This is a genomic window from Cyclonatronum proteinivorum (assembly GCF_003353065.1).
Lineage (GTDB): Bacteria > Bacteroidota > Rhodothermia > Balneolales > Cyclonatronaceae > Cyclonatronum > Cyclonatronum proteinivorum.
This window is the reverse complement of sequence record NZ_CP027806.1, coordinates 2,889,898-2,908,729: the sequence shown is the minus strand read 5'-3', so window position 1 is coordinate 2,908,729 and position 18,832 is coordinate 2,889,898. Positions and strand designations below refer to the sequence as shown.

Annotated in this window: 15 protein-coding genes; 7 read left to right on the top strand and 8 right to left on the bottom strand. The window is 53.9% G+C overall.

Going from position 1 to position 18,832, the window contains the following annotated elements; genetic code table 11:
* The first annotated feature begins 425 nt into the window (after window positions 1-425).
* Window positions 426-1,721, top strand: a complete 1,296-nt coding sequence (locus CYPRO_RS11005; protein WP_114984658.1) for a hypothetical protein — start codon at window positions 426-428, stop codon at window positions 1,719-1,721.
* A gap of 79 nt (window positions 1,722-1,800) precedes the next feature.
* Here the strand turns inward: CYPRO_RS11005 and udk are convergent, their stop codons facing one another.
* The 6 genes from udk to CYPRO_RS10975 all read right to left on the bottom strand — a co-directional run bounded on the left by udk (window position 1,801) and on the right by CYPRO_RS10975 (window position 8,398).
* Window positions 1,801-2,451, bottom strand: a complete 651-nt coding sequence (gene udk, locus CYPRO_RS11000) for a uridine kinase (RefSeq protein ID WP_114984657.1) — start codon at window positions 2,449-2,451, stop codon at window positions 1,801-1,803.
* 59 nt (window positions 2,452-2,510) lie between these two features.
* A complete protein-coding gene (locus CYPRO_RS10995; RefSeq protein WP_114984656.1) occupies window positions 2,511-3,950 on the bottom strand; it encodes an N-acetylmuramoyl-L-alanine amidase family protein in 1,440 nt (479 codons plus the stop codon).
* A 109-nt stretch (window positions 3,951-4,059) separates the two neighbouring features.
* Window positions 4,060-4,743 carry a cell division ATP-binding protein FtsE gene (gene ftsE, locus CYPRO_RS10990; protein WP_114984655.1) on the bottom strand — a complete coding sequence of 228 codons (684 nt, stop codon included), beginning with the start codon at window positions 4,741-4,743 and terminating at the stop codon, window positions 4,060-4,062.
* Window positions 4,725-5,507, bottom strand: a complete 783-nt coding sequence (locus tag CYPRO_RS10985; RefSeq protein ID WP_164682721.1) for a class I SAM-dependent DNA methyltransferase — start codon at window positions 5,505-5,507, stop codon at window positions 4,725-4,727. The genes ftsE and CYPRO_RS10985 overlap by 19 nt, the downstream gene beginning before the upstream one ends.
* 100 nt (window positions 5,508-5,607) lie before the next feature.
* On the bottom strand, window positions 5,608-6,621 hold the full coding sequence (pdxA, locus tag CYPRO_RS10980) for a 4-hydroxythreonine-4-phosphate dehydrogenase PdxA (RefSeq protein WP_114984653.1): 1,014 nt from the start codon (window positions 6,619-6,621) through the stop codon (window positions 5,608-5,610).
* Window positions 6,622-6,961: 340 nt separating this feature from the next.
* Entirely contained in the window at window positions 6,962-8,398 is a 1,437-nt protein-coding gene (locus CYPRO_RS10975; RefSeq protein ID WP_114984652.1) for a GWxTD domain-containing protein, read from the bottom strand.
* Window positions 8,399-8,970: 572 nt separating this feature from the next.
* Here CYPRO_RS10975 and CYPRO_RS10970 point away from each other — a divergent pair.
* The 5 genes from CYPRO_RS10970 to CYPRO_RS10945 all read left to right on the top strand — a co-directional run bounded on the left by CYPRO_RS10970 (window position 8,971) and on the right by CYPRO_RS10945 (window position 14,634).
* Window positions 8,971-10,587 carry an acyl-CoA carboxylase subunit beta gene (locus CYPRO_RS10970; RefSeq protein ID WP_114985779.1) on the top strand — a complete coding sequence of 539 codons (1,617 nt, stop codon included), beginning with the start codon at window positions 8,971-8,973 and terminating at the stop codon, window positions 10,585-10,587.
* 240 nt (window positions 10,588-10,827) lie between these two features.
* A complete protein-coding gene (locus tag CYPRO_RS10965) occupies window positions 10,828-11,034 on the top strand; it encodes a hypothetical protein (protein WP_114982764.1) in 207 nt (68 codons plus the stop codon).
* Between the two features lie 56 nt (window positions 11,035-11,090).
* Window positions 11,091-11,996, top strand: coding sequence for a transposase (locus CYPRO_RS10960; RefSeq protein ID WP_114983804.1), 906 nt, complete (start codon window positions 11,091-11,093; stop codon window positions 11,994-11,996).
* Between the two features lie 114 nt (window positions 11,997-12,110).
* The gene (locus CYPRO_RS10955) at window positions 12,111-12,446 is read left to right on the top strand and encodes a hypothetical protein (RefSeq protein WP_114983805.1); all 336 of its coding nucleotides are present in this window, start codon (window positions 12,111-12,113) and stop codon (window positions 12,444-12,446) included.
* A 1,234-nt stretch (window positions 12,447-13,680) separates the two neighbouring features.
* Window positions 13,681-14,634 (top strand): NAD-dependent epimerase/dehydratase family protein, encoded by a 954-nt coding sequence (locus CYPRO_RS10945; protein ID WP_114984650.1) that lies wholly within the window; start codon window positions 13,681-13,683, stop codon window positions 14,632-14,634.
* Window positions 14,635-14,637: 3 nt separating this feature from the next.
* On the opposite strand, the gene CYPRO_RS10940 is transcribed toward CYPRO_RS10945, so the two are convergent.
* Both CYPRO_RS10940 and alr read right to left on the bottom strand, forming a co-directional pair.
* Window positions 14,638-15,459: a class I SAM-dependent methyltransferase gene (locus tag CYPRO_RS10940; RefSeq protein ID WP_114984649.1), complete on the bottom strand. Its 822-nt coding sequence runs from the start codon at window positions 15,457-15,459 to the stop codon at window positions 14,638-14,640.
* 372 nt (window positions 15,460-15,831) lie between these two features.
* Window positions 15,832-16,989 (bottom strand): alanine racemase, encoded by a 1,158-nt coding sequence (gene alr / locus CYPRO_RS10935; protein ID WP_114984648.1) that lies wholly within the window; start codon window positions 16,987-16,989, stop codon window positions 15,832-15,834.
* Between the two features lie 168 nt (window positions 16,990-17,157).
* Here alr and CYPRO_RS10930 point away from each other — a divergent pair, with 168 nt between their 5' ends.
* Entirely contained in the window at window positions 17,158-18,018 is an 861-nt protein-coding gene (locus CYPRO_RS10930) for a GIY-YIG nuclease family protein (RefSeq protein WP_164682719.1), read from the top strand.
* Window positions 18,019-18,832 lie beyond the last annotated feature (814 nt).

The window sequence follows — 18,832 nt, the reverse complement described above, 5'->3', positions numbered from 1 at the left end:
ACGCATTTGGGTGAAGTTCAAAGCGGTCTGTTCAGAAAAACCGGAGGGAAATAGCGATTTGTTTGTATAATTTCGGGCACCCCAAAAGCAACTACCTAATCTTCGATTTGGGATTTTTTAATCTATCACGGCGCCCCTGATGTTCTCTGAGTTTTCCCCAAAAAAAGAAAGCCCGTACCAATCCGGTTGCTGGAGGCAGGGTTGGCAAGCGGGCCTGCATGTGCGGGGCCGGAGCTGTTGTTTTGTTTTTTCGGACATCCCGAAGCGGGGGCAGCTTCAGCGCTGACTGCACCTGCGTGCTATAATTTTTGTGGAGTAAATTTGTAACCTTTCGCCTGCATTTTTCTTAAACTATGGGCGGTAAGGGTTCGTACAACCAATATTCAATTTTGTGGTATTCCTAATCTCTCAACACATTTAATGATATGAAATTTCTTTACGTAAGCGCATTAGTGGCGATTTTTCTTTTGCTGGGAAGCATGCCTTCACAGGCCCAATCGGCCGATCTGACGGTTGGCGGAACCGGCATTTCCATTGGGGATTCCGAGCGGGTGAACGGGATCCGGCTGAATTTTCGGGACTCGCGCCTTCAGCGGGTGAACGGAATCAATGCAACGATCTGGGTGCCGCGGGAGGAAAATCAGTATACCGGCACCATCAACGGGCTTGCGATAGGCCTGCCGGCTACGGGTTTTGAAAACCTGAACGGTGTGGGATACAGCTGGTTTGCCCTGGCAGCCATGGGCGAAATCAGGGGCATAACGGGGTCCGGCCTGGCTACGGTTGCGCGGGAGCATTACGGGCTGAGCGGCGCGGGTCTTGGCGTGGTTACCGCGGAAAATGCCGGCGGTGCTTTTTTCGGGGGGCTTGCAACGGTTACCGGCGGCAGTTTTTCCGGGATCAGCCTGGGCGGACTTGCTTCTGTTACGAGCGACCATCACCGGGGATTTAGTGCCGGTGGCTTTGCTTCCGTAGTGGGTGAAAGCATGCGGGGCATTGGCTTCGGTGGTTTGGCTTCGGTAGTGGGCGGCAGTAGCCGCGGGATTCAGTTTGGCGGGCTTACGTCGATTGTGGGCGAGGATATGCGCGGGATTCAGTTCGGCGGCCTTGCGGCGGTGAGCGGAGGCGGGACGCGCGGGGTTCAGCTCTCCGCTATTGCGTCGATAAGCGGGGATGAGTTGCGCGGGATTTCGGCTTCTTTGCTGACAACCATTGCCGGAGAAGGCGGACGCGGGATTATGGCGGCACCCATCGTTGTGAGCGGCGGCGCCTTTCGCGGGCTCAGTCTTGCCGGTTTTGCGCAGGTGGGCGAGTCCTTCACGGGGCTGAATTTCGCCGGTTTTGTAACGGCAGGAGGGCAGATTTCGGGGCTTCAGCTGAGCGGTTTCGGAATTGCGGGAAGTGAGGTGCACGGACTCTCGCTTGCAGGCGGGTTTGTGGCCGCGGAACAGCTGAGCGGGGCTTCGCTTTCTTCCGCCGTGCTGGGTAAGCGGCTTTCAGGCCTGCATGCCGCGGGCCTTTTCAGCTACCTGCCGGATGATAGCTGGCAGCGCGGGCTGATACTGGCACCGGTCAACTGGAACGACGGCACGCAATATGGCCTGACCATCGGGATTCTGAACTACACCCAAAACCTGCGCGGTGTGCAAATTGGGGTGATCAATATCGCACGAGAAGGCGGATTTGCCAGTGTTTTCCCGTTTTTTAATTACGGCAAATAAGAAACAGGCTTAATAAAAAAAGCGTCGTCCGGACCAGAGGGTTTCGGGCGACGCTTTTTTTGTATTCCATTCCGGCAGCCTATTTTTCTTTTACTTCGGCTTCCTTTTCAGAAATATGCGATACCTTCTCGCTAATGAAGGAATTCAGAATATCGAGTGCAACTTTGTTTTGGCCGCCGTGCGGGATGATGATGTCGGCGTAGCGTTTGGAGGGTTCCACGAACTCGAGGTGCATGGGCCGCACAAATTTTTCATACTGATTGAGCACGCTATCCACACTGCGGCCGCGGTCGTTGATGTCGCGCTTGAGGCGGCGAAGGAGGCGCAGGTCGTCATCGGTATCCACAAAAATTTTGATGTTCATCAGGTCGCGCAGCTCGCGTTCGTAGAAAATCAGAATGCCGTCAACGAGGATGATCGGCTTGGGGGTGTAGGTGCTGTAGTTTTCGGAGCGGACGTGGTTTTTGAAATCGTAGATCGGGCACTTAATGCTGTAGCCGCTGAGGAGGGCGTTTACGTGCCGGATGAGAAGCTCGGTTTCGAGCGCCGCTGGGTGATCGAAGTTTTGCCTGACGCGCTGTTCGAAGCTGAGGTGCTTCAGGTCGCGGTAGTAGGAGTCGTGCTGCAGGAGTACGAGGTTTTCACTGCCAACGGCGTCGATGATGTGGCTAACGACCGTCGTTTTTCCCGAGCCGCTGCCGCCGGCTACACCAATTACGAAGGGTTTCATACAAGCAAATACGTTTTGGGTTAAGGATGATGAAGGAGGTGTCGCAGCATAGCGCAGCTTTACTCTGCCTGAGCGTTCTGTGCCCGCTGCCGGCGCTGCACCATTTCGGAATAGTCGCGGATGGCCCTGAAGATGGCGGAGGCTAAAATGGCCTGACCGTACTCGCTGTTCATAAAGCGTTCTTCCTGCGGGTTGGAAATAAAGCCGAGTTCAACGAGCACGCCGGGCATGGAGGCTTCAAACAAGACCTGTAGTCCGGCCTGTTTTACGCCCCTTGTTCGCCGCTGTGCGCGCTGTGCAAATTGCTCTTCGAGCATGCCTGCGAAGGTCTCGCTCTGCCGTATGTTGCCGGAGTTCTGCATGATGTGCGTCAGTAGCATGAAGTCGGTCAGCTCTTCCGGGCGCTCTTCCTGATCTTCGAAGCGGGTTACCGCATTTTCCCTGCGCATGACTTCAAGCGCCGATTGCGTTCGGCCCTGCCCGAGGAAGTAGAACTCGGCCCCATGTGCCTGCCTGCCGCTGTGAGAATTGGTATGGATGGAGACAAACAAATGCCCGTTGTTGCGGTTGGCGATACGCCCGCGCTCTGCGAGTCCTACAAAGGTGTCGTCATCGCGGGTGTAAACTACATTCAGTTCGGGCAGGTATTGATTGAGGTATTCGCCTACTTTGAGCGCGACGGCAAGGGCGATGGTCTTTTCGAAGGTGCCCGAAGCGCCTATGGCCCCGGGGTCGCGTCCGCCATGACCTGCGTCGAGTACGACGGTATCGAACACCATCCAATTGACGAGTTCACTGCCGTTATTGACGCGTTCGGCAGGGGCGGGAAGCTCCGGCAGAGGGGGGAATACCGGTCCTTCTTCGGATGTATTGGGAGCGGCGGAGGCTTCGGCAGACTGCCCGGAGTGCTGAGCAGCGTTTGGGGAGGAGGCTGACGGAGCATCCGTTTCGTTCGCGTTCCCGTTTTCTCCGTTGGGTGCAGCGCTCCACCGGATGACATCAAGCCCGTCCGTGAGCTGTGCAATTTCCCGGGATGAAATTTCTGTGAGACCAATCAGGACGTGACGGCGGTTCTGATCTATGTAGCTTTGCGCGAGATAGGGGGTATCCGAATGAAGGCTGAAGTCAAATCCGTAACCGAAGTCGGTTGGTGACTTGCGGAATGTGCCAAAGGACTCGGGGATTTCGAGATTTTCTCCGAATTCAATCGGACCATCGCTGTACACAGCAAACTGAATCAGGGATTGTTCCGGCTGAAAAACCTGAAACGACTGCGGACGCTCAGCGAAGTGAAAGCGGATTACGTAGCCCAGCCCGTCACTTCTCGGTGTTACTGAAATACGCTCAAGCCGGTTGGGTTCATCCGCTAATGCATTGGGGTTTAAGGAAGCCTTCGGATGGCTGTGCGCCTGTAAGCTGTGACTGAGCCCCGTGAGCGCGCATATCAGTGCAGTGAAGCATACAAAAAGCAGGATGAAATGTAATTTTTCGCGGAGCATGCAAGGGTACGAATGGACTGTAGTTCCGGATAGCTGTCGAAGGTAGAATAGTCAGATTTTAATATACCCAAAAGTTATGTAGCGGACTAAAAAAGGAAGCGTTTGCGGCTTAGACTTTTCCGGGAGGCAGTTCGGTCAGGTTTTTATGTTCGAGTTTTACGGTCCGTGCCGGAAACTGCCGGACGATATCATAGTTGTGGGTTACCATGAGGATGGCCATGCCACGATTGTTGATTTGCATGAGCAGTTCCATGATACTTTGTGAAGCTTCCGGATCAAGGTTTCCGGTAGGCTCGTCGGCCAGCATAATACGCGGCTCGTTGGCCAGCGCGCGGGCAATCACAACCCGCTGTTGTTCCCCGCCGGAGAGGTCGCCCGGCATATTACTGTGCTTATGGGAAAGGCCGACCATAGCGAGGCACTCGAGGGCGCGCTGTTTGATGAAGCTGCGCTTGTGCCCGGTTACTTCGAGCGCAAAGGCAACGTTGTCGTACACGTTGCGGTCGGGCAGAAGCTGAAAATCCTGAAAGACTATGCCGAGTTTTCGCCGAAGGAAGGGGATGTCTTTTTCCTTGAGACGGGTCACGTGCTCGCCCGCAGCAAACACATCCCCGTAATCCGGCATGTGATCGCGGTAAATGAGCCGCAGCAGGGAGCTTTTGCCGGATCCGGTTGCGCCAATCAGGTAGCAGAATTCGCCGTTGCCGAGGCTGAAATCAAGATCTTTGATAATATCTTTGCCATTGAAGCCCAGCGTGACATTGCTGAATTCAATTACGGATTCTTCCGGCATGTGAGCACCATGGTTACGCGTTCGGTTTTGGCATGAGCAGGCTCAAGGACAAAGTCGTCGTAGGCTGCAAGCACGTTGAAATCGGATTGATTTACGAGATTTGTGACTTCATCCAGCTCGTAAATGCGCTGCCGGTGCACTTCCCGGTCGCGGCGCAGCGCGGTAATTTTGTCGTCGTCCAGCACTTCAATTTCAAACTCACTGATGTGCATTTTCCGGCTCGGCACGTAATAGCTGACACGCTCAAAGCGGATCCCGTCCGGACTAACGCCTTCTGAATTGAGCTTATCATTGACGTACTCAGAATGCCTTGGGGTTGTGAAGTCAAAGATAAAGATCGAGTCTTCATGCATTACGCGCGAAACGTTTTGCAGCATTTTCAGAAAATCATCATCATTCATGATATAGTTAATGCTGTCAAACAGAGCGTAAACCACATCAAACTTTTTATCCAGCTGAATGTCATAAAAATCAACCTGTTTCCAGTCGATCTTCATGTTGCGGAAAAGTGCCCTTCGTTCACCGATTTCAAGCATTTCTGCACTCATATCGGTAGCCGTAATTTCGTAGCATTCAAGCTCTTCCAGATACATGGCAACTTTGCCGGTACCGCAGGCAAGCTCGAGCAGGCTCACGGCTTCCGGCCTTAGTTCCTGAATGATGGCGTCAACATAATCGGCCCAGTCTTCATAATCTACATCTTTCATCAGGTCGTTATAGACCGGCGCAAGGGAGCTGTAGATACGGGCATTTTTCTGACTCATGGGAGGGAGGATGGTGATTGTTGAGAGGGTAGGAGGTAATGATGAAGAAGGTGTTCGCCGGATGGCAGGAAATTGAAGTGTTTGGATCAGGGGCGGCAGACTATGTGGAAGTGCGCAACTCAGCAAGCCGAAGGGCGAGGGTGATGGCTTCTGCGGCCGAGCCTGCATTGGCCAGGTTTTTTCCGGCAATTCCAAAGGCTGTGCCGTGATCAGGGGAGGTGCGGATAAAGGAAAGTCCGGCCGTAAAATTGACGCCCGCGTTAAACGCAATGGTTTTGAAAGCGACAAGCCCCTGATCGTGATACATGGCGAGGACCGCGTCAAAAGATTCATACGCACGGTTGGCAAAAAAACCGTCTGCGGGAAAAGGGCCTTCACAGCCAAAGCCCGCCTGTTGCAGCGCTTCTATAGCCGGTGCGATGGTTTCGATTTCTTCCCGGCCTATCACGCCCCCATCGCCGGCATGGGGATTCAGGCCAAGTATGGCGAGGCGCGGCGCTTCAATGCTGAAATCCGACTGAAGGCTTTTCAGGATGATCTCCGCCTTCTGCCGTATGCCTTCCTGCGTGATATTCCGGCTCACTGCGGCAATGGGAATATGCGTGGTAAGCGGCACAACCCGCAGGCCGCCGGATACGAGCATCATGGCAACTTCGGCCCCGCCGTCCCTTTCTGCGAGATATTCCGTATGGCCCGGAATGTGATGACCGGCAAGATTGACCGCTTCTTTGCTGATGGGCGCTGTAACCATGGCTGCGGCCCTTCCGGAAAGGCAAAGTTCCGTCGCCGCGGCAATACAGGCCATGCTCCATGCACCGGATTCCGCGGTAAGCTGACCCGGCTGCGGAATAAAGCTGCCCCGGTCTGATTCAGGTTCGTAAACATAAACCTTGCCTTTTTCAACAGCCTGTTCCGCTGAGGCGACGACTTCCGGAGAAAAGGAGGCAGGTGGAACTGTTAAATGGCGCCAGTACTCCCAGGCTTTCGCCGGACCGAGCAGTAAAAAGGGGGCACGATCGCGCAGGGATTTGTTTTCGAGCGCTTTCAAAATGGTCTCCGGACCAATGCCATTGAAATCACCCGGCGTTATGCAGATTGGGCGGTTCACTTCCATCGCTTCGGGCAGAGATTATGGGGCTGCAGGCGGCACATCAGGATGTACGGCATGTCCTGGGCTGAAGAAGAGGCGGATTCAGCATAATTAAAAGAAACCCCATGCTGAGCGGGATAAACCTGAAAAAACATTATGGTGTTGAACCGTGCAGTTTGAGTGCCATATATGGAAGTCCTGCGTCATAATTAATCAGATACAGGAAAATGCAAAACCGGGTGTGATGGGCGGTGTGTAGTAACAATCTTATAAAAATCTCACCAAATATAAAAAAGGCAGGCTGCATAAAAAATATTTTTCATGCAGCCTGCAATGGGATCTTTCGTCATAAAATTAAGTTGGTTCACAGCCGGTTGGTACGCAGCAGGCGGTATTCGCCAAAGCCGCTTGTGGCTTCAAAAACAAACTCGCGGTCGCTGTACTGCCATACTTCGATGGCTGCGCTGCCGGTCGGAAGGCGGCGCGTAATGCGCTCCGGTTCGCCAAAGCGGATCAGCGTACGCCCCTGATCGCTGTCATAGCCCGGCTGATTGGGGGTTGTGAAGCGGTCGAATGCCATGTCAACGCGCCGGAAGAATTCAACCATCACGGGGTTGTAATCGGTCTCAGGTTCGGGGTCCCGCGCTTCCCAGAACGCGCGAAAATTTTTGATTCGCTGTTGTTCATTGCCGCGCCGAAGTTCGCGGTGCGTGTCGCGGTCAAGGATGATTTCCATTTTTCGGATGGCTACATCAATGTTCAGCAGACTCGTGGGAATGTCCAGCCAGAGGTTGCGGAAAAAACGCTCTGTCAGCAGCTCATCTCCTTTTTTAACCTGAATCACAAAAGACGCATTTTGGAATTTGCGGTTTGGGATGTTCAGCTGCAGGAGGTGGAAGGCACCGTCTGCGTCGGCTTCGGCTTCTGTCAGGCCGAGCAGGGGGAGGGCTTGTGCCGATTCGGAAATCCGCATGCTCTGAATACTGCGAATCTGATCCGCTGCGACATCTGATTCATGTACCCTGCGAACGGTTGTGGTGTCGCGGCCACCGGGCTCAACCTGATTCACGATCACCCGATAGGTGCTGTCGGTACCGGGTACGACAAGCAAGGCGTCAAAATCCTGCGCGTATAAGACGGCGCGTCCAAAGTTGATGATTTCAAACTGATCTGAGCCCAAATCCGCTGGGTTCACAAAGTAAAGGGGCGGGGCGTCGGAAGATTCGAAATCCGGTACCGTGAAGAAGCGCGTGCTTTGCCGGAGCTGCAGGGGACGCCCGTCAAGGGTGAGGGAGGTCGAATAAGCATAGCGGCCCGGTGGCAAGGCCGCGCTTAGGTTGGCATTCAGAAATAAATCCCGGCGGCTGGTTTCATCGAAATCAGCGGCCCGCGTCTGCCCGCGCCAGGTTAGGGTTTTGATTGCGCTTCCCCGTCGGGCTTCCCCGTTTTGGCCGGGCTCAGAAGCTTCAAAAATCTGCACACTCAGTTCGGCAGTTGCTTCAAAGCGCTCAGTGCTGACGTTGCCCGTAGTTCCTGCAATCTGTCTGAACCGCAGCACATCATGACCAAAGCGGTAATGCAGCCAAACGTTGGGCTCACCCGCTTCCGCCTTAATGACATTGTGATCGATATAAAGACCCGGCGCCCTGTTTTGGGCGGCGAGTTCACGGTAGCTCACGTTGCGCTGTGCGAAGGCTTCGGCGGCGGTAAGCACGCATACAAGGGTGAGGATGAAAAGGCCTGACACATGCTTTAGAGGGAGGCTGTGAACAGACTGAAAGGGACGTTGAATTAAATTCATGCTGATGGATGAGGTTGCAAAAAAAGCGCGATGATAAAATACGGCTCAATCCGGTGCTTTGCGGAATTCATTTCTACCCAAAACACCTGTCGAAAGCGAGCGCAAAACGGTTTTACATACCAGCTATTGCAACCCGCGTTATTCACCAAGAAATTTTCTTGCTGGCAAGGCGAAGCCTGAAAACTCAGCGGAAGGGTACCTAAGTACCCTGAGCATGAGTTTTCAGCTTCAACGCCGCCAGCGGGGAAATTTCGCTGTCTTTAAACCACACCCTAATTTGGGCTGAAAGTGTTTTCGCTAAGACAAATCAAAAATTAATCTTAGCAAATCAATTCTGTTTAATTGTGAATAATGCGGGTTAACTGGTTTGGTTCATAAAAGTTCACCGGCTAAAACCCTGGACGCCCCAGAATCATTTGATTGCTGGAGGTATAAGAACCCTGCCAATGTGGACCCAAGACAAGCATAACCTTAAAAAAAGTCAAAGCGTCTTACACTCTGCGAAAAAGTCTTATTTTCCCGCAGCTATTCCGATTCGAATCTATTTTATTCATTTATTTGACCGACTGTTTATGAGCAACCATCTATCTCAGCATGAGGCGCAGATTGCAGCGCTGCGCGAAACCGAAGCAAAAATCAGACAGGGCGGCGGCCCGAAACGCATTGAAAAGGAGCACACGAAAGGCAAAATGACCGCACGGGAGCGGGTTGCTGCGCTGATTGATGACGGCACCGAATTTCAGGAAATCGGACTGTGGGCCGGTTATCAGATGTATGATGAGGTGGGCGGATGTCCGGCTGCAGGTGTCATTACCGGTCTTGGTACGGTTTCCGGAAGACTGTGCATGATTGTTGCCAACGACTCGACCGTTAAAGCCGGTGCCTGGTTTCCGATCACCTGTAAAAAGAATCTACGTGCGCAGGAAATTGCGATGGAAAATCATCTGCCCCTGATCTATCTCGTAGATTCCGCGGGCGTCTACCTGCCAATGCAGGATGAAATTTTTCCCGATAAAGAACACTTTGGCCGCATTTTCCGGAACAATGCGAAAATCAGTGCGATGGGCATTCCGCAGATTGCTGCCATCATGGGATCCTGTGTTGCGGGTGGGGCCTACCTGCCCATCATGAGCGACGAGGCGATGATTGTGGAGGGAACCGGCAGCGTATTTCTTGCCGGCAGTTACCTTGTGAAAGCCGCAATTGGGGAAAACGTGGACAACGAAACCCTTGGCGGGGCAACGACGCATACCGAAATCAGCGGTGTGACCGACTACAAAATGCCCGATGACGCTACCTGTCTGCAAACCATACGTGATTTGGTGGGTAAGCTGGGTCCCTTCAAAACGGCGGGCTTCAACCGGACAGAAGCGCAGGCCCCTGCGGCCGAGGCTTCCGAAATTCTGAACCGCCTGCCCTTTGACCGCACCCGTCCCTACGATATGATGTCTGTATTGGAGTGCATTATCGACGCGGGTTCTTTTACGGAATTCAAAAAAGGCTACGGACAAACCTTGCTCACCGGCTACGCCCGCATTGATGGCTGGAGTATCGGCATTGTGGCCAATCAGCGCAAGGTTGTCAAATCCAAGACCGGGGAAATGCAGATTGGCGGGGTGATTTACTCCGACAGTGCCGACAAAGCCGCGCGCTTCATTATGAATTGCAATCAGAAAAAAATCCCGCTTTTATTTTTGCATGATGTCACCGGATTTATGGTCGGCAAACGGAGCGAGCACGGCGGTATCATCAAAGACGGCGCCAAAATGGTGAATGCGGTCAGCAACTCAACGGTGCCGAAGTTCACCGTAGTAATCGGCAACAGCTACGGGGCTGGTAACTACGCCATGTGCGGTAAAGCCTACGACCCGCGCTTCATCTATGCGTGGCCTTCCGCCAAGATCGCGGTAATGGGCGGCGCGCAGGCTGCCAAAACCCTTATGCAGATCGAAGTCTCCGCCATGGAGCGCAAAGGACAGGTGCTGAGTGAGGAAGAAAAAGCGGCTTTCCTGCAAAAAATAACCGCAAGCTACGAATCACAAACGACCGTGACCTATGCCGCCGCCCGTCTTTGGGTGGATGAAATCATCCATCCCGAAGAAACCCGCAGCCGCATATCAAAAGCACTGGAAGCGGCCAACCACAACCCCGACATCCCCGACTTCAAAACCGGCGTGATTCAGACATAGGGGAGGTTTCTTGCTTCTTTGCCTCGTATAACGAGATCCTTCGACTCCGCTGCGCTTCGCTCAGGATGACAGGCTCCGCGTCGCGTAATACAGCGCGGCAAGCCGCGCCCTGGAGTTTGGCTTTTGCTTGTATTTTTGAGTTTTTCGTAAAAAAATCCCGGTCTATGATGCATATGACCGGATTTTTTAGGATATTATTGTCTAGTTATATCACTAGATTATTCTTAAATCCTACCGCATATGGGCTATCCTACCAAAATTCAACGCATCGACCGCAAAGCCAGCCAGCAGTGGTATGTCAATATGCCTGCCGCCGTGGCTGAAGCTATGGAATTCCAAAAAGGCGAAACCATCGAATGGATCATCGATGACCAGCAGCATATGGTTCTTAAGCGCGACGCCAAACTCGTCAGCAGCCTTAAAAAAAAACTGCCTCAAACGCGCTGACAAGCCAGTTTGACAGCCTGCTCCACGAATCCACTCACAGTAAACTGACGCCCAAAATGCAAAGACTGGTACACGATCTTGCCTACGGTCTGGTTAATTGTGGCGGTAAGCGCACGCTCACAGGCATGCTGAGCGGTAGCGGCAACCAGTTCTGTGACTGGACGGCCGCTTACCGGATGTTCAGCAAGCAGCGCTTTGACCCGCAGGACCTGCTGGATGTCAGCCTGGCGCCTGACAACGCTCCGGTCATTGCCCATATCGACGATACCCTGCTGAAAAAAACAGGACGCAAAGTACATGGTGCGAAATGGCAGCGAGACCCGCTTGGACCCGCTTTCCACACCAATTTTATCTGGGCACAGCGCTTTGTACAGGCCAGTATCGCCTGCCCGGCCTCTTCGCAGCTTTGTCAGGCACGGAGTATACCGGTGAGTTTTGTCCATGCGCCCATGCCGGTTAAACCCGGCCGTAATGCGGATCAGCTGCAAAAGGACGCTTACAAAGAAGCTAAAAAGAAAAGCAGGATAAGCTGTGTTGGCGCAAAGCTGGTGGGTTCATTGCGCCAGCGCCTCAACGAGTTGGGATCAGCCTCACGTCACCTGCTTGTAAGTTTTGATGGGGGGTATACCAATCGCGAAGTAATCCAAAACTTGCCGGCGCATACAACCTTCATCGGCAGGGTCCGCAAAGACGCTAAAATCTATGATCCACCTGCTGACCAGCCTGACACAGGGCGGCGGCGCTTGTACGGGGAGCCTAAGTTAACTCCGGACCAGATTCGTACCAGTGATCAGGTAAGCTGGCAGAAGGTCAAAGCTTTCGCGGCAGGCAAGGAGCACGAGTTTAAATTAAAGGTAGTAGAAAACGTTAAGTGGAAGCCTGCGGGCGGGCACCAGCTACTCAAGCTTATTATTATCAGTCCTCTTGGGTACCGCTTGGCTAAAGGGGCGAACCTGTTGTAGCGTAAACCCGCCTTTCTGATAACCAATGACCTGAAGTTACCGCTGCAAACCCTGCTTCAGGCTTATGTTTGGCGCTGGGAGATTGAAGTCAACTTTCGAGAGCAGAAAACCCTGATGGGCTGCGGGCAGGCACAGGTGCGCAACCAGCACTCCGCCGAAGGTGTACCTAAGTTTGTTACAGCGGTGTACAGTCTGTTACTGCTTGCCGCTGAACACTGCAGCAGGCAGAATGATCCACCGGTCCAAATGCTGCAACGTGCCAAGTGGTACCCCGAGAAAGAAAACAGCAGGTGGACGACAGGAGACATTTGTAACCGCTTCAGGGCGGAATACTACAGCAAAGCCATAGGGGTGAGTTTTGACGGCTTCATGAACAAAAGGTACCGAAAGCAGAACCACCTAAAACTGCTAAACCCGGCTTTATCGGCCATGATTAGCATCAGAACTTAGCCAAACTCCAGCGCCCTTTCAGGGCTGGAGCGGCGGGTTGTTGGAATTATTTATTGCTCTCCTTACAAGTGTGTGATGTTATTCCCGTGGCGTAAGGAGGCGAATTCTTACATCCGGGCTGTCACACCCCGCCCCGTCAAAATCGGAGCCGTTTTAACTTTTGTGACTTTCCGGTTCCATGCCGCTGATCATGTCTTTCCCGGGGGCACCCCTCTCGCAGAGGGGAGTTTGGCTCCGTGGCGTTTCAGGATTACCATGCCAAAACAGCAATGCAGATACGAGTTTGATGATATTAATAAAACGATACTTGTCAATTCCCCTCTTGAGAGGGGTGACCCCAATGAGATGGTGTAAGAGCTGATGATGATATTGTTGCTTTTAAACTATTTCAACGTCCGGATGCTGGCGGGACGGGGTGTGGAAATGCTGACCGAAGGCTGTGCTGTTCAGTGCAACCCGGTAAATTATGAAGGGAAGAATCGGGGCGGGTAGCGACTTTGGTGATCGAATCAATGACCGCTTACTGTCAGCATGATTAGAAATATCGTAAACGAAAACAACTTCGGATGATATGCCGCCCCTTCAGGGCTCCATTATTGATGGGTCGTGATCCCGGGGTTGTCACCCCGGGCTATGGTATGTCGCCCTTTCAGGGCTGGAGCGGCGGGTTGTTGGAATTATTTATTACTCTCGCTACAAGTGTCCGGTATTATTTTCGTGGCGTAAGGTGCTCGATCTCCGGCATCCGGGCGTTCACACCCCGCCCCTTCAAAATCGGAGCCTTTTTAACATTTGATGCTTTTTTCGGGCTCTTGCCGCTGATTTTGTTTTTCCAGGGGGCACCCCTCTCGCAGAGGGGAGTTTGGCTCCGTGGCGTTTCAGGATTACCATACCAAAACAACAATGTAGATACGAGCTCTAAAATATTAATAAGACGGCACTTATTAATTCCTTTTCGCAGATGGGATTTTTGGCTTCGTAGCGTTTCAGCGTTAAGGTGCAAAAAAAGTGTGCTAATGAGGCGCGGAAAGTACTATTAACACATCACTTATCGAAAACCTTCTTGTAAAAGTTTTCAACCTTCTCCCTTGAGCAACTGTCAAGCCCTAAATACTGAGATAGTGCGCAGGCGGCGATTTTAAACGCTACCGAACCTTTGGTGCATGAATCGAATTAGGAAGCTTTTTGTGTTTGTTGATTCATCAAATCCTATCGCCATCTCAAAAATATCCCCATGCTCCAAAATCTTGATTCCGGTCCGGTTCCATCCCCTGAAATAAATGCAGCTTCCGCTGCACAAAAGGCGCACGTGCTGGTGCTCGGTGGGGGCGGGTTTATCGGGCGGGCGGTCGTGGCGGATTTGCTGGGGCGCGGGTGCCGGGTGACCGGGCTGGTTCGGAATACGCCGCTGCCGGATGGCGCGGTTTCTGTCCGGGGAGATATCCGGGATTTTGACTGGCGGCAGCTTGAGACCGATCTGCCGGACGCTATCGTGCATCTGGCGCGGATCCCCGGACGAAGGCGGCTTTCGCGTTGGTGGGCGGGGCGGCAGGGGAAGCGGGCTTCGAAGAGGTTGTTGCGCTGGCTCGAATCGCTTGAGCGCCTGCCGCTTACCGTCTATGTTTCGGGCACGCTGGTGTATGGCGACCGCGGCACCTTGCCGACCGATGAAAGCGCACCCCTCAATCCGATTGCATTCCAGCGGGATTACGTGAAAGCCGAGCTGCCGTTTCTTGAGACGCTCGGGCGTCTGCCGGTTTCGGTCGTGCGCCCGCCCTGGGTGATCGGACCGGGTTCGTGGTTTCAGCAGTTTTATGTGCAGGCCGCGCGCAATGGCGGAAAGCTCACGCAGTTTGGCGAAGGTCAGAATCTGATGAGTCTGATTCAGGTGCAGGATTGTGCCGCGCAGATCAGCGCGGTTGCCCTCGGCGGGGAGGCTGTACGCGGACGGATTTTCAATACCTGTGCCGTGCCGGCGCTTACCCACGAAGCATTTGTGAGGCTAAGCGCGGAAGTCCTGGGCTGCGGTATCACGAAGGTTTCGGAATCCGAACTTCGGCGTAAATACGGGCAGACGGTATACGAAGCCCTGACTTTTTCGATGGATGTCCGCAGCCGCGAACCGCTCATCGGGGATTTTCCGAACCGGTTTCCAACCGCGGAAGCCGCCATCAGGGCGTCGCTCTGAGACTCAGGATTTCACCCGCATCTCATATAAGCTGTATTCACCGGTGTTCCAGAGCGGTGTTTTGGCCAGGACGCTGTCGATTTTCCAAAGGGTTTCGGCTTTGCTGCCGAGCTTGGGCAGCAGGTGCGAGCGGTACCATGCGGGATAAAGCAGGCTGAACCCACGCCGGTAGCCCATCCGGAAATCCGGACCGAAGGCACGCCGGATATCGCCGGCTGAGTAGGGACGGCTTGGGATTTTCCGCAGATCGGAATAGCCGCGCCAGCGGTTGGTGACCCGCTCGAAGGCTTTGTCAAAACGGCGCATGAGCAGCCAAAGCGGGATTTCGGTGAGGTAGTAGCGGTTAACGAAGGTGAGCACGAGACGGGCATCCGGGGTGCAGACTTTCCGCAAATCGGCCGCCGCTTTGCGCAGGTCGAAGACGGTGTTGAGTCCGCCGAAATACACGAAAATCAGGTCGAACTTCTGTTCCGGAAAAACCTGCGGGATGTCCTCGACCGAGCCCACGCCCAACGAGACATTGGTAAGTCCGGCACCATCGCAGCGGCGCTGCGCGAGTTCAATCATGCCAGGCGACACATCAATGGCCGAAACCTTTCGCTCAGGATAAGTCGCCGCGAAGTACTCCACATCAAAACCGGGCCCGCAGCCGATTTCCAGGGCGTGAGTGAAGGCTTCCCGCTCCGTGATTTCCCGAAAAGCCCCGCGAATGCGCTGCAGCACAGGATTGACCTCATAGCGCTGTTCGAAATCCTGTGCGTCGTCATCATAATAGGAGGCAACTTCCTGATAATAGCGGTCGGGCGAAGGTGTTGCAGCGGACATTGTTCCTTGGATTTGTTGGAGTGTTATTTAGAGCCCAAAGAACACACCTGCCCGTGTAATCGTTGAAGCGCAGTTGGTTGATTCGCGTTGGGTTCCTGCCGTTCGGGATGGCGCGATATTCATGCCTGGGAAGCTGGTAGACGGCTTCGACTTGGGTTTCGAGAGCGAGGGTCCGGGGTCCGGGTTGTAGGGGCGGACACACAGGTCCGCCCCTACAACCCGGGCATCCCTCTCGCAGAGGGGAATTATGGCTACGTGGCGTTTCAGCATTTCCAGCCAAAAAATATAATGACGTAACACGAGCCTCAAAGTCGTTATTATCAAGGCGCTTATCAACTCTCCTAAAGCGCTGACTGAACAAAAAATATGCGTTCAAATAATGTAGCGCGGGATTTTCTCGGGCAGGCGGGCGAGGGTTTCGTAGTTGAGCATGTTGGTGAGTTCGGAGAAGGAGCCGACGGTCATGTCGATGCCGCCTTTTTCCCCTATGATGATGACTTCTGAGCCTTTTTCGACGCCTTCTATGCCGGTCACGTCCACCATCATCATGTTCATGTTTACGAGGCCGATGACGGGTACGCGGCGTCCGTTTACGAGCACGCGGCCGAGGTTGCTGAGGTTGCGGCTGAAGCCGTGCGTGTAGCCGACCGGCACCGTTGCTATGTCGGTTGCGTGATTGGTGAGGTAGGTTGTGCCGTAGCCGATGAAGCGGTTGGGCGGCACCGTTTTGGTGCTCATCACCCGGCTTTTCCAGCTGATGACGCGCCGCAGCGGGTTCTCCGAGGTCTCGTCGCCGTTTCGCTCGACCACATCGAACAGGTAGGTTTCGCGGTTGGGCCACAGTCCGTACTGCGCAATGCCGATGCGCACCATGTCCATGCGGGTTTTGGGGTAGCGCAGCGCAGCTGCAGAACAGGCCGTATGGCACATACGGTAAGGGATGCCGCTCTTATCGACCATGCGGTGCAGCTTGCCGTAAGCTTTCATCTGATTTTTGACCCGGAGGTAGTTGGTCACGCTCTCGGCCCCGGCAAAGTGCGTGCACAGTCCTTCAATGGTGAGATGCTGCCGCTCATCCGAAATAAAATCAAGGGCTTCCTGAAGCTCTTCCCGGTTGAAGCCGGTGCGGTACATGCCTGTTTCAAGCTCAATGTGCATGCGTGCGGGTTTGCGCAGTTTCTTCGCCGCTTCAACCGCGGCCTTCACCCGTTCGAGCTCGAAGACATAAAAACTGACGTCGTGCTCCACCGCCCACTCGAGGGCGGCGTCATCAATCATCCCCATAATCATAATTTCGCTGTCGGCAGTGCGGGCGTTCAGGGCTTTGAGGGCTTCATCCGCGCAGAATACCGAGAAATGGCGGATGTCGAGTTCTTCGGCCATGGGGAGGATGTTTTCGATGCCGTGTCCGTAGGCGTTGCCCTTGATGACTGCCGAAAAACGGACGTCCGGACCAAAGCGCGATCTGAGAAAAGAAATGTTTTGCTGATAGGCTGCTTTATTGAGTTCAATAAAGGAAGAATGAAACATGTAGCGTTTTTTTGGGATGATTGGTGCGTTGCAATATGCTGCAATTCGGATGCTTTTACAAGTCTGCTTTATTCGAATTTGGCTTGCTGCAAGGTGACAGCTTCTGACACCTGTAACGCTTATTTTGGGGCAGACAACTCCATCACCCTAAAGAAAACGACGCGATTTATGCCCGTCCCCCGTGAACAGTTCCGGCTGCTGCCAGCTCAAAATCCGCTTAAAGGGTGGCTGGGGGAAATCTTTTGGGAGGAAATCCCAAAAGGGCCGGGTGTCTATTTGTTTTGGTCGGGTGAGGGGGAAGTGCTCTACGCCGGAAAATCGTGCAACCTGCGGAACCGGCTGTTCAGCTACAAAAATGCGAAGCCGTCATCGGTCTCCCGCAAAATTATCCGGCTGATCAGAGAGACCGCGCGCATCAGCTGGCACCTGACTGCCGGTGAAACCGAAGCCCTGCTCGAAGAAAACCGCCTGATACGGCTGCACCGTCCGCCCTACAACAGCGCGAACAAATCGCCGGAGACCTACTACTTCCTGCTGCTGAGCCGCCCAACGGATTTTTCGCTCCGGCTTGAGCTGCGGATGTCCGTTCCGGACGGTTTTGCCGGGCAGGTGTTCGGGGCGTTTAAGGGGCACGGGCCCGTTCGGCGGGCGCTGGGGGCGCTGAACCGGTTGCTGTTCCGGTACAGCATTTTGGGGGAGGATCCGCTGCCCCGCGAGCTCACGCGCGTGCTGACCCCGCGCATCTACACGCACACTTTCGATGTTCCCGTCTGTTTGCTGCACCGTTTGACGCGGCAGTTTTTGTCGGGTGAAAGCCCGGCCCTGCTCCGGCTGCTGGAGCCGATCGCGGAAACCGCGCCGGACCGCTTCACGCTTGCTCATCTTGCGCAGGATGAGGAAAACCTGCGGCACTTTTACCGCAGCTATGCGGCCTATCATGCTTGTCTCCAGCGGCATTTCAACCTGCGCACGCCGCTCATTCCGCAGGAAGATGCGGATGATTTTAGGGTGATGCTATTTGGGCGTTGAAACCCTGTTTTGGTTTGATGTCGCGGGGATTTTTGGGATGCCGCGGGACCTTGGCGGATTGGCCTGCCCCGCTTCGCTGTTTTTTGAACAGGATTTTTAGGATTATGGGATGGACAGGATGTGGTGAAATCAGCGAGCTAACCTGATACCGGGCCTGCCTGTGGGACCGGCTTCGTTTGTGACTTAAAGCCCACGCTGTCAACCTGGAAATGCTGCAAATCGGCGTTTTTTTATCTTCTCGAAAAGATGCGCAGCATTATCCAGGATCTGCCAACCGGGAGCTGTCGCGATGTTATAGTAGGGTTGGGAGGCTTGTTCTGAAATGTGTGCATTCGCTTTTGCAGGCCGAAGCTGGTAGATCCCGGATAACGCCGTTGAGTTATGCTTATATTTATCAAGTACCTGGGTGGGCGTTTCCGGGATGACGCCGTTGGGGGGGACATAAACACAGCACGGATTAACAGAGCGTCCGAACCAGCTTCTCAAACCTGATCACCAGATCCTTCGACTTCGTCTTCGCTGCGCTACGACTCCGCTCAGGATGACAGGGGCGTTTTCAAAATAGCGGCGCGGCAGGCCGCGCCGCTTATTGCAGTTCGAGCTTGTCATCCTGAGCGAAGCGCAGCGGAGTCGAAGGATCTCGTATTGCGCAGCTGACTATCGTTGATCTGTATCTGGGCGTGACAGCTGAAGGGGATCTCTCACATGAGGCTTCGATGGGCTGCCGGGTTTAGCATTGCTTCAAAACCTTGAGGAGTGCGGTGGCATGTCCCGCTGTTCGAGATGACGCGTTTTTTTGTTTTTTTGAGATGAT

Excerpts from the sequence above, each read along its gene's own strand:
- CYPRO_RS11005 (WP_114984658.1), top strand. The coding sequence starts at position 426 with ATGAAATTTCTTTACGTAAGCGCATTAGTGGCGATTTTTCTTTTGCTG.
- udk (WP_114984657.1), bottom strand. The coding sequence starts at position 2,451 with ATGAAACCCTTCGTAATTGGTGTAGCCGGCGGCAGCGGCTCGGGAAAA.
- CYPRO_RS10995 (WP_114984656.1), bottom strand. The coding sequence starts at position 3,950 with ATGCTCCGCGAAAAATTACATTTCATCCTGCTTTTTGTATGCTTCACT.
- ftsE (WP_114984655.1), bottom strand. The coding sequence starts at position 4,743 with ATGCCGGAAGAATCCGTAATTGAATTCAGCAATGTCACGCTGGGCTTC.
- CYPRO_RS10985 (WP_164682721.1), bottom strand. The coding sequence starts at position 5,507 with ATGAGTCAGAAAAATGCCCGTATCTACAGCTCCCTTGCGCCGGTCTAT.
- pdxA (WP_114984653.1), bottom strand. The coding sequence starts at position 6,621 with ATGGAAGTGAACCGCCCAATCTGCATAACGCCGGGTGATTTCAATGGC.
- CYPRO_RS10975 (WP_114984652.1), bottom strand. The coding sequence starts at position 8,398 with ATGAATTTAATTCAACGTCCCTTTCAGTCTGTTCACAGCCTCCCTCTA.
- CYPRO_RS10970 (WP_114985779.1), top strand. The coding sequence starts at position 8,971 with ATGAGCAACCATCTATCTCAGCATGAGGCGCAGATTGCAGCGCTGCGC.
- CYPRO_RS10965 (WP_114982764.1), top strand. The coding sequence starts at position 10,828 with ATGGGCTATCCTACCAAAATTCAACGCATCGACCGCAAAGCCAGCCAG.
- CYPRO_RS10960 (WP_114983804.1), top strand. The coding sequence starts at position 11,091 with ATGCAAAGACTGGTACACGATCTTGCCTACGGTCTGGTTAATTGTGGC.
- CYPRO_RS10955 (WP_114983805.1), top strand. The coding sequence starts at position 12,111 with ATGGGCTGCGGGCAGGCACAGGTGCGCAACCAGCACTCCGCCGAAGGT.
- CYPRO_RS10945 (WP_114984650.1), top strand. The coding sequence starts at position 13,681 with ATGCTCCAAAATCTTGATTCCGGTCCGGTTCCATCCCCTGAAATAAAT.
- CYPRO_RS10940 (WP_114984649.1), bottom strand. The coding sequence starts at position 15,459 with ATGTCCGCTGCAACACCTTCGCCCGACCGCTATTATCAGGAAGTTGCC.
- alr (WP_114984648.1), bottom strand. The coding sequence starts at position 16,989 with ATGTTTCATTCTTCCTTTATTGAACTCAATAAAGCAGCCTATCAGCAA.
- CYPRO_RS10930 (WP_164682719.1), top strand. The coding sequence starts at position 17,158 with ATGCCCGTCCCCCGTGAACAGTTCCGGCTGCTGCCAGCTCAAAATCCG.